This is a genomic window from Nocardia rhizosphaerihabitans (assembly GCF_014646295.1).
GTDB lineage: Bacteria > Actinomycetota > Actinomycetes > Mycobacteriales > Mycobacteriaceae > Nocardia > Nocardia rhizosphaerihabitans.
Genome location: NZ_BMNE01000003.1, coordinates 112,679 through 129,621 on the forward strand (window position 1 = coordinate 112,679; position 16,943 = coordinate 129,621).

Genomic DNA, 16,943 nt, shown 5'->3' on the forward strand with positions numbered 1-16,943 from the left:
CCGGCCTGAACTCGGAGTCGACCGGGTCAGGCGAGTTGCTCGGCGCCGGACTGCCTCGATTGCGGGTCGCGCAGGCATAGTCGCAGGTTGGTGCGCTCAGGTGAATTCGGCGCACCACGTGCGGAGCTGCTGAACGGTGATCTCCGAGGCTTGGTACCTCGACGGAGCCGAGCTGCTCGTCGGTAGGCGTGGTCCCGTTGAAGGCGGTATCGAGGAGCTGGCGGCGGCCCGTGGCCAGCGTCGCCTCAGCAGCGATCGATGATCAGGCCGCCGAGGCGGAGGCGGCGAGATCTTAGGATGGCGCGGGGCCCGCGATGGTGGGCGCCGTCGAGATCGATGAGGAGCCGGTTGTGTCGGACACGTTTGTCATTGCCGCTCGAATTCCCATGGGGCGGGAGGCATTCGAGCGGTGGCTGGAGACACCGGCGCCGGGGCCGGAGTCCATCGACAATCACGGCGCGATGTATGACCGGTGGTTCTGGGACGGGAAGGCGCCGGATTGGCGGCAGGCCGAGGAGGGGATGACGCCTCGAGAGTATTTCGCCGACTGTTTCGGGGAGGACACCGGTGGGCTGACCTATGTACTGAGGTATCGGGCGGGAGCGCTCGAGGCGTATTTGATGCACTTCGGGTTCTGTGAGGCGAACATCTATACCGCGCTGGTGATGCTCGCCGCGGCAGGGCGGTTGAGCTCTGAAATGGCGCCGAGCGCGGTGTTGTTCTGGGCAGAAACCAGCGGGGCGATGTTCGCGGCCGATTCGGACGGATGGCTGGCGACCCTGTTGGTCGGTGTCGACGGGGCGCGTTTCGCCGCCGATATCGACCTCACGGCGGCGATCGCGCAGTTGCGGACGGCCGAGGCGAGCTATTTCGATCTACTCGTCCGGTTGGCCGAGGTGGAGGAATCGGTTGACGCCGACGGCGAGTCGAGTTTCGCCGCGATCGCCCGTGATCCACGGTATGTGGATGCTGCGGTCCTCGCCGAGAGCTGAGCGGGGGAATGACTGGCTGGCGAACGCACTCTATTGCCGCGATGCGCGCGGTTCGAAGCGGTCACGGCGCTCACTCCCGAGGCCAACGGCCTGAGACCATCTTGGGCCTTTGGAGACGCGCTCATGCCGATTTTCAGGATGGGCCACAGTCCAACCGTCCCCGGTTGGTTACCGGCGAGAGCTCGTCGAACTGCGTCGGCGTCACGAAAGGGGGTAGTAGTCTTCGCCGGAATCCAGCGGCACCTGTTGAGGTGACGACTGGCGGGACTGGTGCCATCGAGACCAGCAGCTACATGCCGCTAGAGTCAGCGGGAACCCTGCAATATCCGGTCCCCTGGAAGTTCCCCCATGCCTCGCCGATCACCGGGTGAGATCAGGTCACGGCTACCGCGACACAACGCACACCCCCGACCTGCAGCTATCTACCGGACACCTCCTGTCATACAACGGCTCTCGCCCGCCGCGAATCGCCAGATCGCCGATTTCGAACGCTCCCACGGCCTGCACCCCGGTTCCGTCGCCCACGCCTTCCGACGATGGGCCGACACGGGTCGGCGTTCACGTCGAGACCTGGCACCCGACTACGGACATGACGACTCGAACCTACGCAGCGGCGATTACCACGTCAGGACGCTGCTCGAGCGGGCCGCCGGTTCTCTCCGGCCCCGGGCCCAACGAGAACTGAGGAGAGAGCTCGGACCGCTCGACAATCGCGTCATCGCCCGGACGGTCAGCGACCCATTCGCCCCGCACGACCTCCCATGGTGGAAACGCCGGATCGAGATCTGACAAACGTCCGCAACCGCCGATTTCAGTACATCTCTCCAAGGGCGGTGGCATTGACACGACCGATGTCACCGCCCGAAGCGGTTGCCAGAGAGGCGATTGCAGCCGCCGGATTCGGACTACAGGTCGCCTGGGTTTAACCAATCGCATGCCCTGGTCTCCGCGGGCACGCTGTAGGTGCTATCGCATCCAAGCAGCCCGATACGAAGGGAGGAGAGGTCGATGCTTGAAATCGCCGATCTGCGATTCGCGACGGTCCTCTCGAACCGCCTGAACAAGATCGTCTGCGCCGAAATTGCGACCCGCGGTCGCTGTGAACTACGCAACCAGCGAACTGGTCGCCGACCGTGCGGCGTCGGGCCGCAGCCGAGCCCAGAGCATCAACGGCGAGGCGCGCTTTCATCCTCGAGTCGATCGAGTAGCCCACGATCTCGGTCCGAGAACACGTCCTTCACCGCGCACAGATAGAGCTTCCCTTCACTCGTGTGATGTTCGGTAATGTCTGTGAGCCACAACCTATTTGGTGAACAAGCGGTGAACTTCCGCTCGACGAGGTCGTCATGGACCGGTGGACCTGAACGGCTGTACTCGGAGCCGCGTTTCCTACCGAAACTGCTCCACCATTTGTTGGTCGAACAGATCCGCCACGCGGTCCGCGACGCCATCGGCTGGCCCGCGCGGAACTCCTTGGGATACGGCTTGGGCACAGGACACATCCTTCCAGCAGTGCCTCCCGGCACCGCAGATCAGATGTCACCAGTCCGTGCAGCAGTCCCGGTCGGCGCTGACGGCGCGGTGGGCCAGCGGCGGATTGCAGGCGCCGAGGATGCGGTAGTCCTCGATGTCTGCACCGATCTTGGCCTTCAGTGTGGCTTTCATATCGATATCGGTGAGAACTCCGAACCCTTATGCGGACAGGGCGGTTCGAATCAGTTCGACAGCTTCGTCGAAGCTCGTGTGAACGGTGGTGGACACTGCCGGGCTCATGATCGGTAGCGTTTCGGTCGGTGGATGTTCGTCGTCAGCGACGCGGTGTCGGGCAGTCGGCGGAGGTGGCCGGAACGCCGGCGCGCTGCAGCAGCAATGTCGCGGGGCACCAGCCGACGGCGCTGTAGAACAGCAGATTCGCGCCGACGAAACCGGTGAAGATCAGCCACCACTGCGAAAACGTGACCGCGAGCAGGACGCTGATCAGAACGAAGGCGCCTGCGAGTAGCGGCACGAGGCGCTCGATCGACCAGCCCTGGTGTCGGGGGAGATTCGGCATGGGCAATTCATCCAATCATGTTGCTCGCCAGCACATTGTGTGATCAGGCGAGGGCGAGGAAGAGCTTTTCCAGCTCGGCTTCGGTCATCGGTTCCGAGCCGTCGGCGGTGTCTCCGGTAAGGCATTCCCGCAAGCCGGTCGCCACGATCTTGAACCCGGCGCGGTCGAGGGCGCGTGAAACGGCGGCGAGCTGGGTGACGACGTCCTTGCAGTCGCGGCCCTGTTCGATCATCGAGATGACGCCGGCGAGCTGTCCGTTCGCGCGGCGAAGGCGGTTGAGGACCTGGGCGATAGTCTCTTCGTTGCCGACCATGGTGGTGCCTTTCTGTGTGGTTCACCCCGCATACCCCCGGGGGTATCCACGGGCCCGCCGGCGGCGAGCCCGTGGATGTGATCTCAGTGGTGGGCGAAGCTGATGGAGGGGAGAACCTTGCGCAGCCACGCGGGGGACCACCACGCGGCGTGGCCGGTCAAGCGCAGCAGCACGGGCAGGAGCACCAGCCGGACCGCGAAGGCGTCGAGCATCACCGCCACGCCGAGGATGATTCCCATCTCCTTGGGTGGCAGCGGCTCGGCGAGTGCGAAGGTGAAGAACACCGCGACCATGACCGCCGCGGCGGCGAAGATCACCCGGCCGGAATGGGCCATCCCGTCGACCTGCGCGATCTCGGGGTCACCGGAGTGTTCGTAGTGCTCCTTGGCGGTCGCCAGCAGGAACACTGTGTAATCCATCGCGATGGCGAAGATCATCGCGAAGAAGAACACCGGCCCCCAGCCGTCGAGGAACCCTTGCGGAGTGAATCCGAGCAGGCCCGCACTGTGGCCGTCCTGGAAGATCAGGCGCGCGACCCCGAACGCCGCGGCGGTCGACAGCAGACTGACCACGGTGCCCAGCACGGCGATCAACGGCGCCTGGAGTGCGATCAGCAACAGTGCGAAGCCCAGCACCAGGATGATTCCGACGATGATCGGCAGGTATTTGTCCAGGGCGTCCTGCAAATCCAGGTTCTCGGCTGGAGCACCGCCTGCCAGCGCGTCGGCCGGCATGGTGTCACGCAGGTCGTCCAGGATGTCGCCCATCCGCTCGTCCGATGGGTCGACGTCGGGCAGTGCCTGCATCATGACCAGGCCGCTACCGTCGGTCGCGGGCTGGGCGGGGGTGACCATGCTGATGCCGTCGACGGTTCTGGCGGCTTCGGCGACCTGTGTGGCCTCACCTGTCGGGGCGATGATCTGGATCATGCCCGGCGCACCCTCGCCCATCTGGGCCTGCACGAGTTCGTAGCCCTGCCGGACCGGCGCGTCATCGGGCACGACCTGGATCGAGGGCATCGCCACCTTCAGGCCGACGACAGGCACCGACAGCGCGATCAGCACGAGTAGTGCGCCGATGGCGAACGGCCAGGGCTTGTCGTGCAGCAACTTGCCCCACGCCTCGAATCGCGGTGAGCGGTGCTGCTGGCGCTTGGCGTACGGCAGTGCGCCCGCGTTGACCTTGCTGCCCAGGGCGCCCAGTGCCGCCGGCAGCAGCGTCATGGTGGCGAGCAGAACGAATGTGACCGCGAACATGATGCCGACCGCCATGGTGCGCACGGCTGGTGCCGGCACGATCAGCACGGCCGACAGGCTGACCAGGACGGTGAGTCCGGACAGCACAACGGCCTTCCCTGCCGTGTCCATGGTCTCGGCGACGGCTGCTCTGGAATTCGGTGCGGTGGTGAGCGCGTCACGGAAACGGGCAACGATGAACAGTGCGTAATCGATGCCCAGCGCGAGGGCGAACATCATCGCGAAGTTCATCGCCCACACCGAGATCGGGGTGACCTGGTTCAGCAGGACCAATCCGCCCGCGGACGCGATCAGCCCCGCCAGGGTCAGCAGGAGCGGCAGCCCGGCGGCGACCATCGACCCGAAGGCCAGCACCATGATCGCCAATGTGACTGGCCACGAGAACAACTCGGCCTTGATCATGGCGTCATGGTTGGCCTTGTTGAAGTCGCTCCACAGCGCTGAGGCGCCGGTCGGGTAGACGTCGATCCCGTCCCCCGACACCGCGGTGAGCGCTTCCTTGTGTTCGTCGACGGCTTTGACCATGTCGTCGGTGGAGGCGTTGGCGCCGGCGATGAGGATGCCGGTGTGTCCGTCCGGGCTGATGGACATCCCGGGCTGTGGTGCGATCACCTCGCCGAAGCGGGAATCCCCTTCGAACACGGTGCCGATCTCTTCGAGAGCCTGCTGAACTTGTGGACTGTCGACGGTGTAGGCGTCGGAATGGACGACGACCTGCACCGCCGCTGAGGAATTGCCTCCGAAGTGCTGCTGCGCCAGCTCGCGCACGCGCACCGATTCCGAACCGTTGGCCTGCCAGCCTGCCCCTGCGAGCGAGTCGAACACGCTCGGTGCGGCGGAGCCGAGGGCGACCAGCAGCACGAGCCACACGCCGACAACGAGCCTGGACCGGCCCGCCATCGTCGCGCCGAGCCGACCCAGGATACCGCCGGATATGCCCGGCGGTTCCGTGCTTCGAGCTGGGGAAACCGTCAGAGAGTCGCTCATCATTCTTCCTTTCATACCCCTGGGGGTATATTGACTGTCGAGCCAAAGATACCCCCTGGGGTATAAAAATCGGAAGAGTGGCATGCGGCACAGGCCGTGCCGAGACCGCTAGGAGACGCGAGATGAGAGTTGTGATCGTTGGTGGGGTTGCCGGGGGGTATGTCGGCAGCTGCGCGTTTGCGTCGACTGGATGAATCGGCCGAGATCGTCGTTTTCGAGCGTGGCGATCACGTCTCGTTCGCGAACTGCGGTCTGCCCTACTACGTCGGCGCGTGATCCCTAAGCGGGAATCGTTGCTGCTGCAGACCCCGAAGGGGCTCTCCGCGCGGTTTCGCCTGGACGTGCGAGTGCGCCATGAAGTCGTCGCGGTGGATCCGGTCGCACGTACGGTGATCGTCCATGAGGTGGATACAGCTCGCGAGTATGTCGAATCCTTCGATGAGCTGGTGTGAGTACCGGTGCGTCAGCGGTTGTGCGGCCTGTCCCCGGAGTGGGACGCGCGCTGGTGTTGCGGGATGTCGAGGATGTGGACCGCATGGTTGAGGCGGTGGCCGACGCGCGGTCGGTGGTGGTCGTCGGTGCCGGATTCATCGGCGTGGAGCTGGCCGAAAACCTGGTGTGGCGGGGAATCTCGACCACGGTGGTAGAACGCGGTACGCAGGTGGCGGCGCCGGCGCCGCTGGATGTCGAGATGGCGGCGCCGGTCGCTGCCGAGATGCCGGCTAATCGCCTGATATCGGTCTGTCGCCGGTGAAAGTTTCTGGCTGGCAAAGAGTTCGATCTGGTACCTGGAGCATCCCGAAGCGAACTCCGGCACCGCAGCACCTGCGTGCTCGTTGGGCTTGCTGTGTGTCTCGTCGGGCTGCCGATCCTGCTGGATCGAGACGGGTCGCATCCACATGCGACCGCGGATGACCCTCGTTCTTTGGGTGGGCGATTGAGGATCGAAGCGGTTGTCCGCTCTAGGTGGCCAGCTGCCGACCTTGCCGCTGTCCCTGGATCGGTGCGTGATCAAGGCGCTTCGAGATGGATCTGGAGCAGTTCGCGGAGTTGGTCGTGTGTGCGGATGAGGGGCGCGATGCTGTGGTCTGCGATCGACATCATGACCGCGCCTTCGATTGCCGCGATTGTCATCGTCGCGAGGCTCTGAGCTGTCCGTTCCGGTACGCCCTGTGCGATAGCTTTCTCGGCAAGGTGCTGTTCCCAGCGTCGGAATGCCTGGCTGGAAAGTTCTCGGGCGCCTGGTGCTTCGCTGCCGCCGTATGCTGCGGCGGCTATCGGGCATCCGGACTGGTAGTCGCTGGTCACCAGCACCCATTTCCAGTACTCGACGAACGCGTCCAGCATTTCCGGTGGGGAGAGCGCTTCGGCCATCTGCTCGATCATCTGTTCGATCCAGGCCCCCGCGGTCCGGACGGACTCCTCGATCAACTCGGTCTTTCCTCCGGGAAAGTGCTTATAGATCGACTGTCGAGCGGTGCCGCTGTGCTCGAGTAGATCGGCCACCCCGGTGCCGGCCACTCCTCGGCGTCGGATGAGTTCGATCGCGCTGTCGATCAACCGCCGCCGTGCGTCCGCAGCCATGAGTCTCTCCCCGCCTCGGTACCAGACCACAAGCCTAGCGGCGATCCTAAAAGTAGACCAATTGGTGCTCTCTTCGGTGTTGCCGATCTGAAAAACCCTGGATGCCGAGGCGATCTCCGCTTGCGGCAGACCATCTGTTCTACTAGCCTAGCCATAGTGTGACGGGCAGTTACATACAATCGTGCGAGGAGAGATCAATGGCGATCGAACTGAACGAAATCCGGGTGGGTGACGATCTCGTAGGCGAGGCCGGGGCATACGCAGACGCGTTGTCGCTGTTGTCGGAGGGTTCGGTGCACCGGCGCTTCGACCCGTATCTCGATATCGACTGGGAGGATCCGGATTTCGACGCCGACGCCGCGCCTGAGCGCTGGATCCTGACGGTGTCCGGTGAGATGCTGGGACCTCACCGCTGGTATCGGGCGTTGCCGCGCGAGCGCCAGATCGCGATCGGCAAGTATCGTCAATCCAATATCGCGAAGGTCGGTTTGCAGTTCGAGCTGCTGCTGATCAGCGGCATGATCCAGCACACCTACCGGCTGCCCAACGGCTCGCCGGAGTTCCGGTACTGCACTCACGAAATCATCGAGGAGTGCAATCACAACCTGATGTTCCAGGAGATGGTCAACCGCATCGGTATCGACGTGCCCGGGATGACCCCATGGTTGAAAACGCTGCTCGGATACGTGGTCGGGCCTGCCGGAGCGTTGTTTCCGAACCTGTTCTTCATGGGTGTACTGGCCGGTGAGGAGCCCATCGATCACATCCAGAAGGCGATCCTGCGCTCCGGCGAGGAGGTGCATCCGATCATGCGCTCGGTGATGGCCATCCACGTGGCCGAGGAAGCACGCCACATCTCGTTCGCACACGAATTCCTCAAACAGCGCGTGCCGCAAGCCAATCCGGTTCACAAGCTGGGCTTGTCGATGGCCTTGCCGATCATCATGTTCGCGCTCGGCCGAGCTATCGTCACCCCGCCGCGGGCGTTCTTCGCTGAGGCCGGCATCCCCCACTCGGTGCGCAGGGAAGTGTTCTACGGCTCGCCGGATTCGAGACAGGCCTTCGCCGACTTCTTCGCAGATGTCCGCGCACTAGCCGCTGAGATCGGGTTGCTCAACCCGATCTCCCGTCGGATGTGGAAGGTACTCGGTATCGACGGGCCCACCACCCGCTTCCGATCCGAACCCCTCCGGCGCACGGCGTCCTGATCCTTGGCGTTCCCGTCCAAGCCGGTGCTGTCGCGGAATTGAGCCGCCGCCGCCAGCACCTTTGTGGCTGTCGGCCCGGGCTGAGCCCATGGGCTCAGCCGGGTCGGCAGCCACCCTCCCGAGCTCGCCCCCATCGCATTGACGAGGAGTCGATCCCATCATGCCCCACCCACCTGTTGTGGAACCAGCCGAGCGGGCAACGCAGACGTCAGTCCTGAGCAGGCAGGGGAGATGGCTGGCCCTGGTCGTCATCTGCGCTGCGGAATTGCTTGTGGTGCTCGACAACACCGTCGTTCAACGTCGCATTGCCGTCTCTGGGCGTGCAGTTGCACGCCAGTTTCGGCGGGTTGCAGTGGGTGGTCGATGCCTACACGCTCACCTTCGCGGGCCTGCTGCTGGCGTTCGGTCATCTCGGCGACCGCTTCGGCCGACGCAAGGTGATGATGCTCGGACTGGTAGGCGTTGCCATCATGTCCGTGGGTGGCGCATCGGCGACCGATCTCGGCCAGGTGATCGCCGCTCGTGCCGCGATGGGAGTGTTCGCCGCCGCTGTCTTCCCGGCGACTTTGGCGATGATCATCAACATCTTCACCGACGTCAAGGAACGGGCTATCGCTATCGCCGCGTGGACCGCGATGGCCGGCTTCGCTATCGCGATCGGGCCCACTGCTGGCGGCTGGCTACTCGAGCACTTCTCCTGGCACTCGGTATTCTGGGTGAATATCCCGGTCGCCGTGGTCATCTTGGTTTTTGCTCGCCTACTGGTCCCGGAGTCGAGGGCCGCACACACCGGCAGGCTCGATGTCGTCGGCATCGCTCTGTCGCTGCTGAGCGTCACCGCCTTGGTGTGGACAATTATCGAGGCACCGAATCAGGGCTGGCTTTCCCCGATCAGCCTGGTCGGCTTTGTCTTCGCGGTGGTCTGCTTCGCGGTGTTCGTCCGGTGGGAGATGCGAACCAGCTCGCCGGTGCTGAACATGAGCCTGTTCCGTATCCGGCGATTTTCCCTGCCTGCGGTGGCGATCATGGTCGCCTACTTCTCCATGTTCGGATTCTTGTTCATGATCACCCAGTACTTCCAGGGTGTGATGGAGTTGTCGCCGCTGCAGTTCGGTGTGCATTCATTGCCATTCGCCGTGGCTATCGCGGTCGGTGCCCCACTGGCGACACTCATCGCCCAGAAGGTCGGTACCACCGCGGTCATTGTCTTCGGTCTGGTGGTGATGAGTGTCGGGATGTTCATCGCCGGTCAGGTGAATGTGGAGACGCCGTATATGGGTCCTGTGCTGGTCTCGATGGTGCTGATGGGGCTGGGGTTGGCGATCGTGCAGGGTCCGGCGACGGAATCGATCATGTCGTCGGTGGCTCTCGACGAGGCGGGAGCCGGTTCGGCGGTCAACGACACCACCCGCGAGGCGGGCGGCACTCTCGGGGTCGCGGTGCTGGGGTCAATCGTGGCGTCGGTGTATACGACCAAGGTCGGCCCACGCATCGATGCCATCCCCGACTTCCTGATGACTGCGAACGAGAAGAGCTTTGCTCGCGAAAGTGTCATCGCCGTACTGGAAATGGTCAAGCGGCCCACCAACCCCGCCTTCGCTCAGCAGAAGGCCGATCTGATCTACGCGATGAAAGCCGCGTCCTTGGAGGGCTTCCAGCTCGCGTCCTATGTCACCGTATCGGCATCACTGCTCGTCGCGGTCGTCATCGCCATCTTCCTGCCGTGGAAACCCGCGGACGGATCTGTGCTCCTCGCATGGAAAGAGAGGAGCAATCCATGAGCGGGGTGCGAACCGTACGAACTCGTCGCATCTTCTACCCGGCCTGTTCGTCGGCACCGGCTGATCGATCAGCTCGCACCTCACGAGCTCACTGAGAAGGGAAACACGATGATGTCACCGTCGAAATCCACTCCGGCACAGTACGACTCGATTGTGATCGGATCAGGGCTGGGCGGTCTGTCAGCGGCAGCGTACCTGGCCGCTGCAGGCAAGCGCGTTCTGGTCCTGGAACAGTACAGCGCGCTCGGCGGATCCTCACATGTGTTCCGCAGGCGAGGGCGTTGGGAATTCGATTGCGGGGTCCACTATCTCGCTGAATGCGGGCCTGACGGGATCGTCTCGACGATTATGCGTGGCCTGGCGCTCGATGACCGGTTGAACTGGCTCCCGATGGACCAGAGTGGGTTCGATCGCATCATCGGGCCTGACTTCGAACTCGCGGTGCCGGTGGGATGGGATGCCTACCTGTCGAGTTTGCTCGAGGCCTTCCCCACGGAGCGGGCCGCGGTGCAGCGCTATCACTCGGTCATGCGTCGACTGGGTGAAATCGCCAACCGTTCCACGGTCTCGTCCCATGCGGCGGCGGGGCGTGCTCTGGCACGGTCGGGCCGAGCGGCACTCTTCGCGGCTATGCCCTTTGCTGTGTTCCTCACGACCTGCGGGTTCTCGCCACGGTCGATTCTCGCGCTGTCGGTCCAGTGCGGAGCCCTGGCCTCGACACCGCTGGAGATTCCGACCGTGGCGATGGCCGGTTTTCTGCAGGACTACGTCGGCAGCGGCTCGTTCTACCCGGAGGGCGGAGGGCAGATGCTAGCTGCCGGATTCGCCGAAGTGATCACCTCCCACGGCGGTGAAATACGCACCAACGCCCGAGTCTCCGCGATCACGCTCGCCGGCCGAACGGTGACCGGCGTCCGCTTGCGGGACGGGGAAACAATCCTCGCGCCGACCGTGGTTTCCGACGCCGACATCATCAAAACCTTCACCGAACTCGTCGGCCTGGAGAACCTGCCGCTCGCCCAACGCGCCCGGGTCAAGAGTTGGTCCATGTCGCGACCACTCATCAACGGCTTCTTCGGTATCGAGTTCGACACCGGCGTGCAGCCCAACAGCAACTACTTCGCGATACCTACCTGGGCGGATGCCACGTCCCTGTGGTCGCTGGTACGTATGTCGCGACAGTTGATCGACGGTAGCGGCTTTGCCGGCAACGGGACCGAGTGGGCGCGACAGATGGCGGCCAGGCAGCCGATGTTCGTCCAGTCGTCTTCACGGCGGGATCCAGGCAATAGGCGCGCGGCACCTACCGCCAACTCGACCGTCGAGGTCCAAACGATCACTCCCTTCGATCCCCGGCTCTGGGGCTTCGACGGCTACGACCTCACGACCGGTGATTACCGTGCGAGCAGCACCTATCAACAGGTCAAGACGATCGTGCTCGACGGCATGGCTGAGCGTATGGAACAAGCGTTTCCGGGTTCATCGGCCCATATCAAGCTCGCGGAGTTGGGGTCGCCCGCCACACAGACGCGCTTTGTCGGCAACAGCGGTGGAGCACCGTTCGGGCTGAAGGTCAGCATCGATCAGTTCGCGAGCTTGCGTCCGGGCTCATCGACCTCGATCGGGGGACTCTTCCTCGCCGGCACGAGCACTCGCTGGGGCCCAGGAACCGTCGGCGCCATGCTCAGCGGAGTACACGCGGCAGCGGCCGTCACCGAGCGGGATCTGGTGACCGAGATCAATTCCGGTGCCGTCATCGCTGATCCTGCCGCCTTATCCGTGTGGTCGGGCGATTTCGATCCGCTCTCCACGACCCGGGGGATGAGCGCTGTGGCGGGGCAGGAGCCCTAACGGCATCCAACGCACCCTGTCCTGGCGCGCCGAGCCCATCCTCGACGTCGCGATGCTCGTGGCTCAGCCGAAAGACCGCGCACACCTCATGCCGCGTTCGAGGCGAGGCGTCGCTCCAAGGCAGGGTCGAGGCTGAGCACTTTCCCGCTCTCGCACTTCGACCCGCACGTCGCCCACATTCTTGACGCCGCCAACGGGCCCTGCACCGCTGCACCCCCGACCAGCATGTCAACAGACCGGGCCTATCCGCCGAACCGATCCCAGCGAACTGGTTCGGGGCACCCGGGTCGACGACCCCGATCGACCGGGATGCGTTGTTGTGGGACTGGGAGCCGACTACGACCGGTTGGCGCGCTTCTGCGGAATCCACCCCGCCTACAGCGAATTCACGCCAGCGCAGGGATCGCAGCAGCAGCTGAACGCGGTGGAGAATGTGGTGAACACGTTGCGGCGCCGCAGTGCTCAGATCGGGGTGCTGCTCGGCGTCGACGGCGCAGAAGCCGCACACTACTGGGCGCACCAACTCTGGTGGGAAACTGCCATTTCCGTCTTCTCTACCCGTGGGTCGCTGCGCGCTCGGTGGCGGCGAAGGCGGCGCACATGCGGCGCAGGACGGGGACAGTGGCATCGAAAGCCGCCCGCTCGTGGTCGGCGAGCTCGTCGAGGAAGTTTTCGATGGTTCGCAGGCTGGTCGCGTCGTAGGTGTTCAGGAGTTCCCGGGCGAACGGCGAAATCGCGACGTCGACTCGCCGTTGATCATCGGCTCGCCGGGCGCGTTCGACCAACCCGCCGTCGGTCATCGCCTTGAGCAAGTTGCTCAGCGTCGAGGATGCCATCTGTAGCGCGCCCGCTATGCGCGAGGGTGCCACCGGTCCCTCGCTCGACAGCAGGCGTAGCACCTCGATCTGCGGTTCGGAGAGCTCGGGTAGCCCCGCGGCCTGTCGTGTCGACTTGAGCACCGCACGTCGAAGCGGGCCCAGGAGCTGGGCGAACTCCCGCGCCGAAGATGTGGTTTCTCTCACTGCAAGTACTCCTTGTAGCAAAATAGTTTTGTGACAATACTACTGGCATGCGCGTAGATGGCCAGGAGCCTTCCCGATCCACTCTGATCGGGCGCCGGTTCGTCTACACCTACGACAACGGCTGGACCTACGAGATGTACGTCAAGAACGCCACGACCATCGACTACCGGATCCGCTCGGGAATGGTTGGCGGCCGCTGGGTTCGCGACCAAACCGTCGACTTGGTCCAGCTCGCTGACGACGTCCATAAGATCTCCTGGCACGAGCCCACCGGGACCTCGGTCGTGGTCAACGTGATGCCCGGCCAACGACGGCTGCACGGAACGATCTTCTTCCCTCGCTGGGTCGCCGACAATCCGGCGAAAACCGTTCTGTACCAGAACGATCACCTGGAGCTGATGCGCACCTATCGCAACCAGGGACCCACGTACCCGACCCACGTCGTGCCCGAATTCGCCACCATCACCCTGCTCGAGTACGTCGGCATTGACGACGAATCGGTGATCGACACGGCCCCGCCGGGCCGCGACGGGCAAGATTGATGCCGCACTATCTCCTAGGGCCAGGAATCTCGGATGTCGGTTCTCTCGACGCCTCCCGTCGCTGATCTCGCGGCGTGGCTCCTGCAACGAGTCAAGCGTCTGCGGCCCGCCCCCGCCCTGCGCTTCGGTGACGTCGCGGCGGCCACGACACAACTGGACATTCCAACCCGCCACGGCGAGGTGCGCGCAACGGTCTACCACCCGCCACGCCACCGACCCGCCCGCGGGGTATACGTCAACTTCCACGGCGGCGGATACGTCCTCGGTGACTACGAGCAGGACGATCCATGGTGTCGCTACCTGGCCGCGTACGCTGAAATCGCCGTCGTCAACGTCGATTACGCGCTGGCTCCCACCCATCGGTTCCCGGTCCCCGTCGAACAGGCCTACGACGTACTGAGTTGGGCCGCTGCCACCGGGCAGCACTGGGACGGAACGCGACTGTGCGTCGGAGGCCAAAGCGCGGGAGGTGCGATCGCCGCCGGCGCGGCGCGGCTGGCGCGTAACCTCGGCACGCCGCGGTTACGTCTGCAGGTCGTGCACTATGCCCCACTGGATTTGGTCACCCCGGGCAAGGATAAGAACGCCCGGGCGTCGCAAGCCATGATCACGCCATGGCTGTGCGAAATCTTCAACACCGCCTACATTCCCGACCCACTCACACGTCGCGACGCGTTGGCCTCCCCGGCATGGGGCGAGAACTCCCGCGACATCGCCGGGATCGCGCCCGCCGTCGTGATCACCTGTGCGCTGGACCGGCTCCGCGACGAAGGCGTGCGATTCGCGCACGCCCTGAGGAAAGCAGGAGCGCTGACGCTGCACTACGACGTCCCCGACGTCGACCACGCCTACAACCTCTACGACCCGAACAGCCGAACCATCACCGAAAACGTGTACCGCCTGCTCGTCGAACAAGTCCGCCGCGCCATGGACGACACCACGAAACCCCACTCCTGACCGTTCAGCGCGCCTTGTGCAGCGCGAGGAATCTCGCAGTCCAAGTACCTGGCGACCATCCGCCCGGACCACGGACGCCGTCCGGGGGCGGGTGGCAAGTGAGAGTGTGCGATCGGGGCGCTGTCGTGACCGGCATCGACGCGAGCGCTGGGATGCTCGAGCAGGCCCGACGACGCCTCGGCGACGACGCGGACCTGAGAGTCGCTGATCTGGCAGATCCGCTGCTGTTTCCTGACGGCGCGTTCGACGACGTCGTTGCGTCTCTGGTGCTGCATTACCTGCAAGACTGGGGACCGACACCGGCCGAGCTGCGACGCGTGCTGGCTCCCGGCGGACGACTCATCGCCTCGGTCGAGCATCCTTTCGCAAACTCTCTCGGCCAGTGCCTGGCCGGGCAGGAGACCAACTATTTCCAGACCCGCAACCGGACCGAAGAATGGACCATGGGCGGGCAGACCGCCCAACTGAGCTTCTGGGACCGACCGCTGCACGCGATGACCGAGGCCTTCACCGCGGCCGGTTTCCGCATCAGTGTCATCAGCGAACCGCCAGCACTGCCCTCCGCCCAAGATCTGGCCCCCGAACAGTCGGTTTGAGTCAACCCGGTGAGCCTCTGTCGAGACTCGTTGGGTTCCAGACAGTCTCAGTGTCTCGAGGCAGTTGCTGAACGCATCTCGGACTCGGGCAGCCGCTCACTGCCACGCTGCGCAGAAACTGAAACGTGTTCCAATCTGGATGTGTGGATCTGACATACGAGAGCACCCTGAGAGACGTCGACACCGAGAAGGGGGTACTGCGCTATCACGAGGTTGGTGACGGGCCGCCGTTGGTGTTGCTACACGGATCCGGAATCGGAGTCAGCGGCTGGCGAAACTACCGCGGCAATCTCGCGGCCTTCGCCGAACACTATCACTGCTATGCCCTCGAGTTCCCCGGCTTCGGCGTCAGCGACCCCGTAGGCGGGCATCCGGTCCTCGCAGCCGACGACTCCGTCATCCGTTTCATGGATGCGCTGGGGATCGAATCCGCTGCCGTGGTCGGCAATTCCATGGGCGGTGTCGTCGGAACGAACGTCGCCATCAACCACTCCTCGCGGATCGACAAGCTCGTTGCCATCGGCGGTGTCGGCACCAACATTTTCAGTCCCGGACCGAGCGAGGGGTCACGGCTGCTACAGGAATTCGCCGACAACCCCACCCGCGATGGACTGGCACGGTGGGAGAAGGTCTTCTCGATGCCGGGCATACCGATGAACAGCAGCCCGTGCTCGCCGCGGTCGTACCGGTCGCGCAAGTGCTCGATCCCGGTGGCGGAGAGGCGTTCGGACTCGTCGATGACGACCAGCTCGATGTAGTCGGGCATCGGCTGCGGACCGGGCTGGGCATCCACATGCTGGTCGATACAGCTGTTGACTCGGGTGTGCAGTCGTTTGAGGTCGTCGCGTAGTTCACGTGAGGCAGCCGCGACGGTGGGTGTGTAGAACACGGTGCGCGAGCGCGACAGCGCGGCGTAGATGTCTTTGTCCGATTCTTCGCGGGGTCCCCATTTGGTAAGCAGGGGTTCGGCCTTGTCCCACCGCGCGTATCGCGAAGCGGACAGCGTTTCCCGATTCCTGCTGCGCCATAGCAGATTCCGATAGCCCGGTCGCGTTTTACGGTGTCGGCGAACTCGACGAAGCGGCGGTGTTCCTTGGATCCATGCCGACTGGAGTTCGGCCAGTGGCAACGTGGGGTCCTTGCCTTGAACCATCCCGCCGGGTTGGTCGGCCGAAAGACGGCCGGATGAGCTGGTAGGCAAAAGCCGACCCGAGTACCACCTCGGCGAGGTTCTTCACGGGCCGGTACTGCTCGGCAGCTCCGTCGGGAATACCCAGGCGCAGGTCCCACTCGGCGAGCGCCCGGGCCAACAGGACTACGGTGTGGTCGAGCTGGTCCGTGGCCATGTGCTCGAGGATGGCCTGGAATTCGGTGACTGCCTCGAGCAGGGCGCCGGCCGAGAGCCCGCCTGCGGTCACGAGTTTCTCCGCGGTCAGAGCCTTGGCCAGGCGGTGCGGCGTGACGCGCATGATCGATACGGCCCCGACCAGGTCGGAGAACCCGGTGCTGAAGTCGAAGTTCTGGGGGTGTCGATTTGCAGAGCGTGACAGCTTGGCTGACCCGGCCCACCCTGTTCGCGCGGTGTCATGCCCGTCGGCCACGGCAGTTCGGTGCAGGCCTGGTGTCGGGCAACTCATCTGCTGTTGAGTTGAGCACCAGTTCCAACTCGAGCGGAGCATGCGGGAGCTGGCGATCAAGGACCTGTCGGATGAGGCGAGCGTCGAGGCTGAGCGTTGTGGCGGTCCGACATGCACGTGGTCTGTAAGCGGAGGCTTTGCGCACCTCGAACTGCCGGAATCGG

At 64.3% G+C, this 16,943-nt stretch carries 14 protein-coding genes and 5 pseudogenes; 11 read left to right on the forward strand and 8 right to left on the reverse strand.

Translation table 11 applies throughout. The features are described 5' to 3' along the window. Positions 1–314 precede the first annotated feature (314 nt). Positions 315–992, forward strand: coding sequence for a hypothetical protein (locus tag IEY60_RS13285; protein WP_189027769.1), 678 nt, complete (start codon positions 315–317; stop codon positions 990–992). A 1,066-nt stretch (positions 993–2,058) separates the two neighbouring features. On the opposite strand, the pseudogene IEY60_RS35710 reads toward IEY60_RS13285, so the two are convergent. From IEY60_RS35710 to IEY60_RS13305, 5 genes and pseudogenes are all read right to left on the reverse strand, one after another. Continuing rightward, a pseudogene (locus IEY60_RS35710) lies at positions 2,059–2,422 on the reverse strand (DDE-type integrase/transposase/recombinase); the annotation flags it as partial. Positions 2,423–2,531: 109 nt separating this feature from the next. Further along, positions 2,532–2,765 (reverse strand): annotated as a pseudogene (locus tag IEY60_RS13290) (DUF302 domain-containing protein). A gap of 34 nt (positions 2,766–2,799) precedes the next feature. Continuing rightward, positions 2,800–3,045, reverse strand: coding sequence for a YgaP family membrane protein (locus IEY60_RS13295; protein ID WP_189027772.1), 246 nt, complete (start codon positions 3,043–3,045; stop codon positions 2,800–2,802). A gap of 43 nt (positions 3,046–3,088) precedes the next feature. Continuing rightward, on the reverse strand, positions 3,089–3,358 hold the full coding sequence (locus IEY60_RS13300; protein ID WP_189027774.1) for a metal-sensitive transcriptional regulator: 270 nt from the start codon (positions 3,356–3,358) through the stop codon (positions 3,089–3,091). Between the two features lie 83 nt (positions 3,359–3,441). Beyond that, a complete protein-coding gene (locus IEY60_RS13305) occupies positions 3,442–5,601 on the reverse strand; it encodes an MMPL family transporter (protein WP_189027776.1) in 2,160 nt (719 codons plus the stop codon). A 293-nt stretch (positions 5,602–5,894) separates the two neighbouring features. Between IEY60_RS13305 and IEY60_RS35715 the strand changes: the two genes are divergently transcribed. After that, complete coding sequence (locus IEY60_RS35715) at positions 5,895–6,053, forward strand: hypothetical protein (protein ID WP_229739797.1); 159 nt, start codon at positions 5,895–5,897, stop codon at positions 6,051–6,053. 38 nt (positions 6,054–6,091) lie between these two features. Then, entirely contained in the window at positions 6,092–6,355 is a 264-nt protein-coding gene (locus tag IEY60_RS35720) for an NAD-binding protein (protein WP_229739798.1), read from the forward strand. Positions 6,356–6,612: 257 nt separating this feature from the next. Here the strand turns inward: IEY60_RS35720 and IEY60_RS13315 are convergent, their stop codons facing one another. Beyond that, complete coding sequence (locus IEY60_RS13315) at positions 6,613–7,185, reverse strand: TetR/AcrR family transcriptional regulator (protein ID WP_189027778.1); 573 nt, start codon at positions 7,183–7,185, stop codon at positions 6,613–6,615. Positions 7,186–7,382: 197 nt separating this feature from the next. Between IEY60_RS13315 and IEY60_RS13320 the strand changes: the two genes are divergently transcribed. From IEY60_RS13320 to IEY60_RS36730, 4 genes and pseudogenes are all read left to right on the forward strand, one after another. Then, the gene (locus IEY60_RS13320) at positions 7,383–8,393 is read left to right on the forward strand and encodes an AurF N-oxygenase family protein (RefSeq protein ID WP_189027781.1); all 1,011 of its coding nucleotides are present in this window, start codon (positions 7,383–7,385) and stop codon (positions 8,391–8,393) included. A 160-nt stretch (positions 8,394–8,553) separates the two neighbouring features. After that, positions 8,554–10,174 (forward strand): annotated as a pseudogene (locus IEY60_RS13325) (MFS transporter). Positions 10,175–10,282: 108 nt separating this feature from the next. After that, on the forward strand, positions 10,283–12,025 hold the full coding sequence (locus IEY60_RS13330; protein WP_229739799.1) for a phytoene desaturase family protein: 1,743 nt from the start codon (positions 10,283–10,285) through the stop codon (positions 12,023–12,025). Positions 12,026–12,046: 21 nt separating this feature from the next. Then, positions 12,047–12,253, forward strand: a pseudogene (locus IEY60_RS36730) (DUF4913 domain-containing protein); the annotation flags it as partial. Between the two features lie 326 nt (positions 12,254–12,579). Here IEY60_RS36730 and IEY60_RS13335 read toward each other — a convergent pair. Next, the gene (locus tag IEY60_RS13335) at positions 12,580–13,047 is read right to left on the reverse strand and encodes a MarR family winged helix-turn-helix transcriptional regulator (protein WP_189027783.1); all 468 of its coding nucleotides are present in this window, start codon (positions 13,045–13,047) and stop codon (positions 12,580–12,582) included. A 47-nt stretch (positions 13,048–13,094) separates the two neighbouring features. Here IEY60_RS13335 and IEY60_RS13340 point away from each other — a divergent pair, with 47 nt between their 5' ends. The 4 genes and pseudogenes from IEY60_RS13340 to IEY60_RS13355 all read left to right on the forward strand — a co-directional run. Beyond that, positions 13,095–13,589: a phenolic acid decarboxylase gene (locus IEY60_RS13340; protein WP_189027785.1), complete on the forward strand. Its 495-nt coding sequence runs from the start codon at positions 13,095–13,097 to the stop codon at positions 13,587–13,589. A gap of 33 nt (positions 13,590–13,622) precedes the next feature. Next, a complete protein-coding gene (locus IEY60_RS13345) occupies positions 13,623–14,546 on the forward strand; it encodes an alpha/beta hydrolase fold domain-containing protein (RefSeq protein ID WP_189027787.1) in 924 nt (307 codons plus the stop codon). Between the two features lie 14 nt (positions 14,547–14,560). Next, positions 14,561–15,142: a class I SAM-dependent methyltransferase gene (locus tag IEY60_RS13350; protein ID WP_268241471.1), complete on the forward strand. Its 582-nt coding sequence runs from the start codon at positions 14,561–14,563 to the stop codon at positions 15,140–15,142. Positions 15,143–15,285: 143 nt separating this feature from the next. Further along, positions 15,286–15,765, forward strand: a pseudogene (locus tag IEY60_RS13355) (alpha/beta fold hydrolase); the annotation flags it as partial. A 432-nt stretch (positions 15,766–16,197) separates the two neighbouring features. Here IEY60_RS13355 and IEY60_RS13365 read toward each other — a convergent pair. Continuing rightward, the gene (locus tag IEY60_RS13365) at positions 16,198–16,611 is read right to left on the reverse strand and encodes a hypothetical protein (protein ID WP_189027789.1); all 414 of its coding nucleotides are present in this window, start codon (positions 16,609–16,611) and stop codon (positions 16,198–16,200) included. Between the last annotated feature and the right edge of the window lie 332 nt (positions 16,612–16,943).

Bases quoted from the DNA above. Each gene is read 5' to 3' on its own strand.
- IEY60_RS13285 (WP_189027769.1), top strand. From the start codon at position 315: ATGGTGGGCGCCGTCGAGATCGATGAGGAGCCGGTTGTGTCGGACACG.
- IEY60_RS13295 (WP_189027772.1), bottom strand. From the start codon at position 3,045: ATGCCGAATCTCCCCCGACACCAGGGCTGGTCGATCGAGCGCCTCGTG.
- IEY60_RS13300 (WP_189027774.1), bottom strand. From the start codon at position 3,358: ATGGTCGGCAACGAAGAGACTATCGCCCAGGTCCTCAACCGCCTTCGC.
- IEY60_RS13305 (WP_189027776.1), bottom strand. From the start codon at position 5,601: ATGAGCGACTCTCTGACGGTTTCCCCAGCTCGAAGCACGGAACCGCCG.
- IEY60_RS13315 (WP_189027778.1), bottom strand. From the start codon at position 7,185: ATGGCTGCGGACGCACGGCGGCGGTTGATCGACAGCGCGATCGAACTC.
- IEY60_RS13320 (WP_189027781.1), top strand. From the start codon at position 7,383: ATGGCGATCGAACTGAACGAAATCCGGGTGGGTGACGATCTCGTAGGC.
- IEY60_RS13330 (WP_229739799.1), top strand. From the start codon at position 10,283: ATGATGTCACCGTCGAAATCCACTCCGGCACAGTACGACTCGATTGTG.
- IEY60_RS13340 (WP_189027785.1), top strand. From the start codon at position 13,095: ATGCGCGTAGATGGCCAGGAGCCTTCCCGATCCACTCTGATCGGGCGC.
- IEY60_RS13345 (WP_189027787.1), top strand. From the start codon at position 13,623: ATGTCGGTTCTCTCGACGCCTCCCGTCGCTGATCTCGCGGCGTGGCTC.
- IEY60_RS13365 (WP_189027789.1), bottom strand. From the start codon at position 16,611: ATGCGCGTCACGCCGCACCGCCTGGCCAAGGCTCTGACCGCGGAGAAA.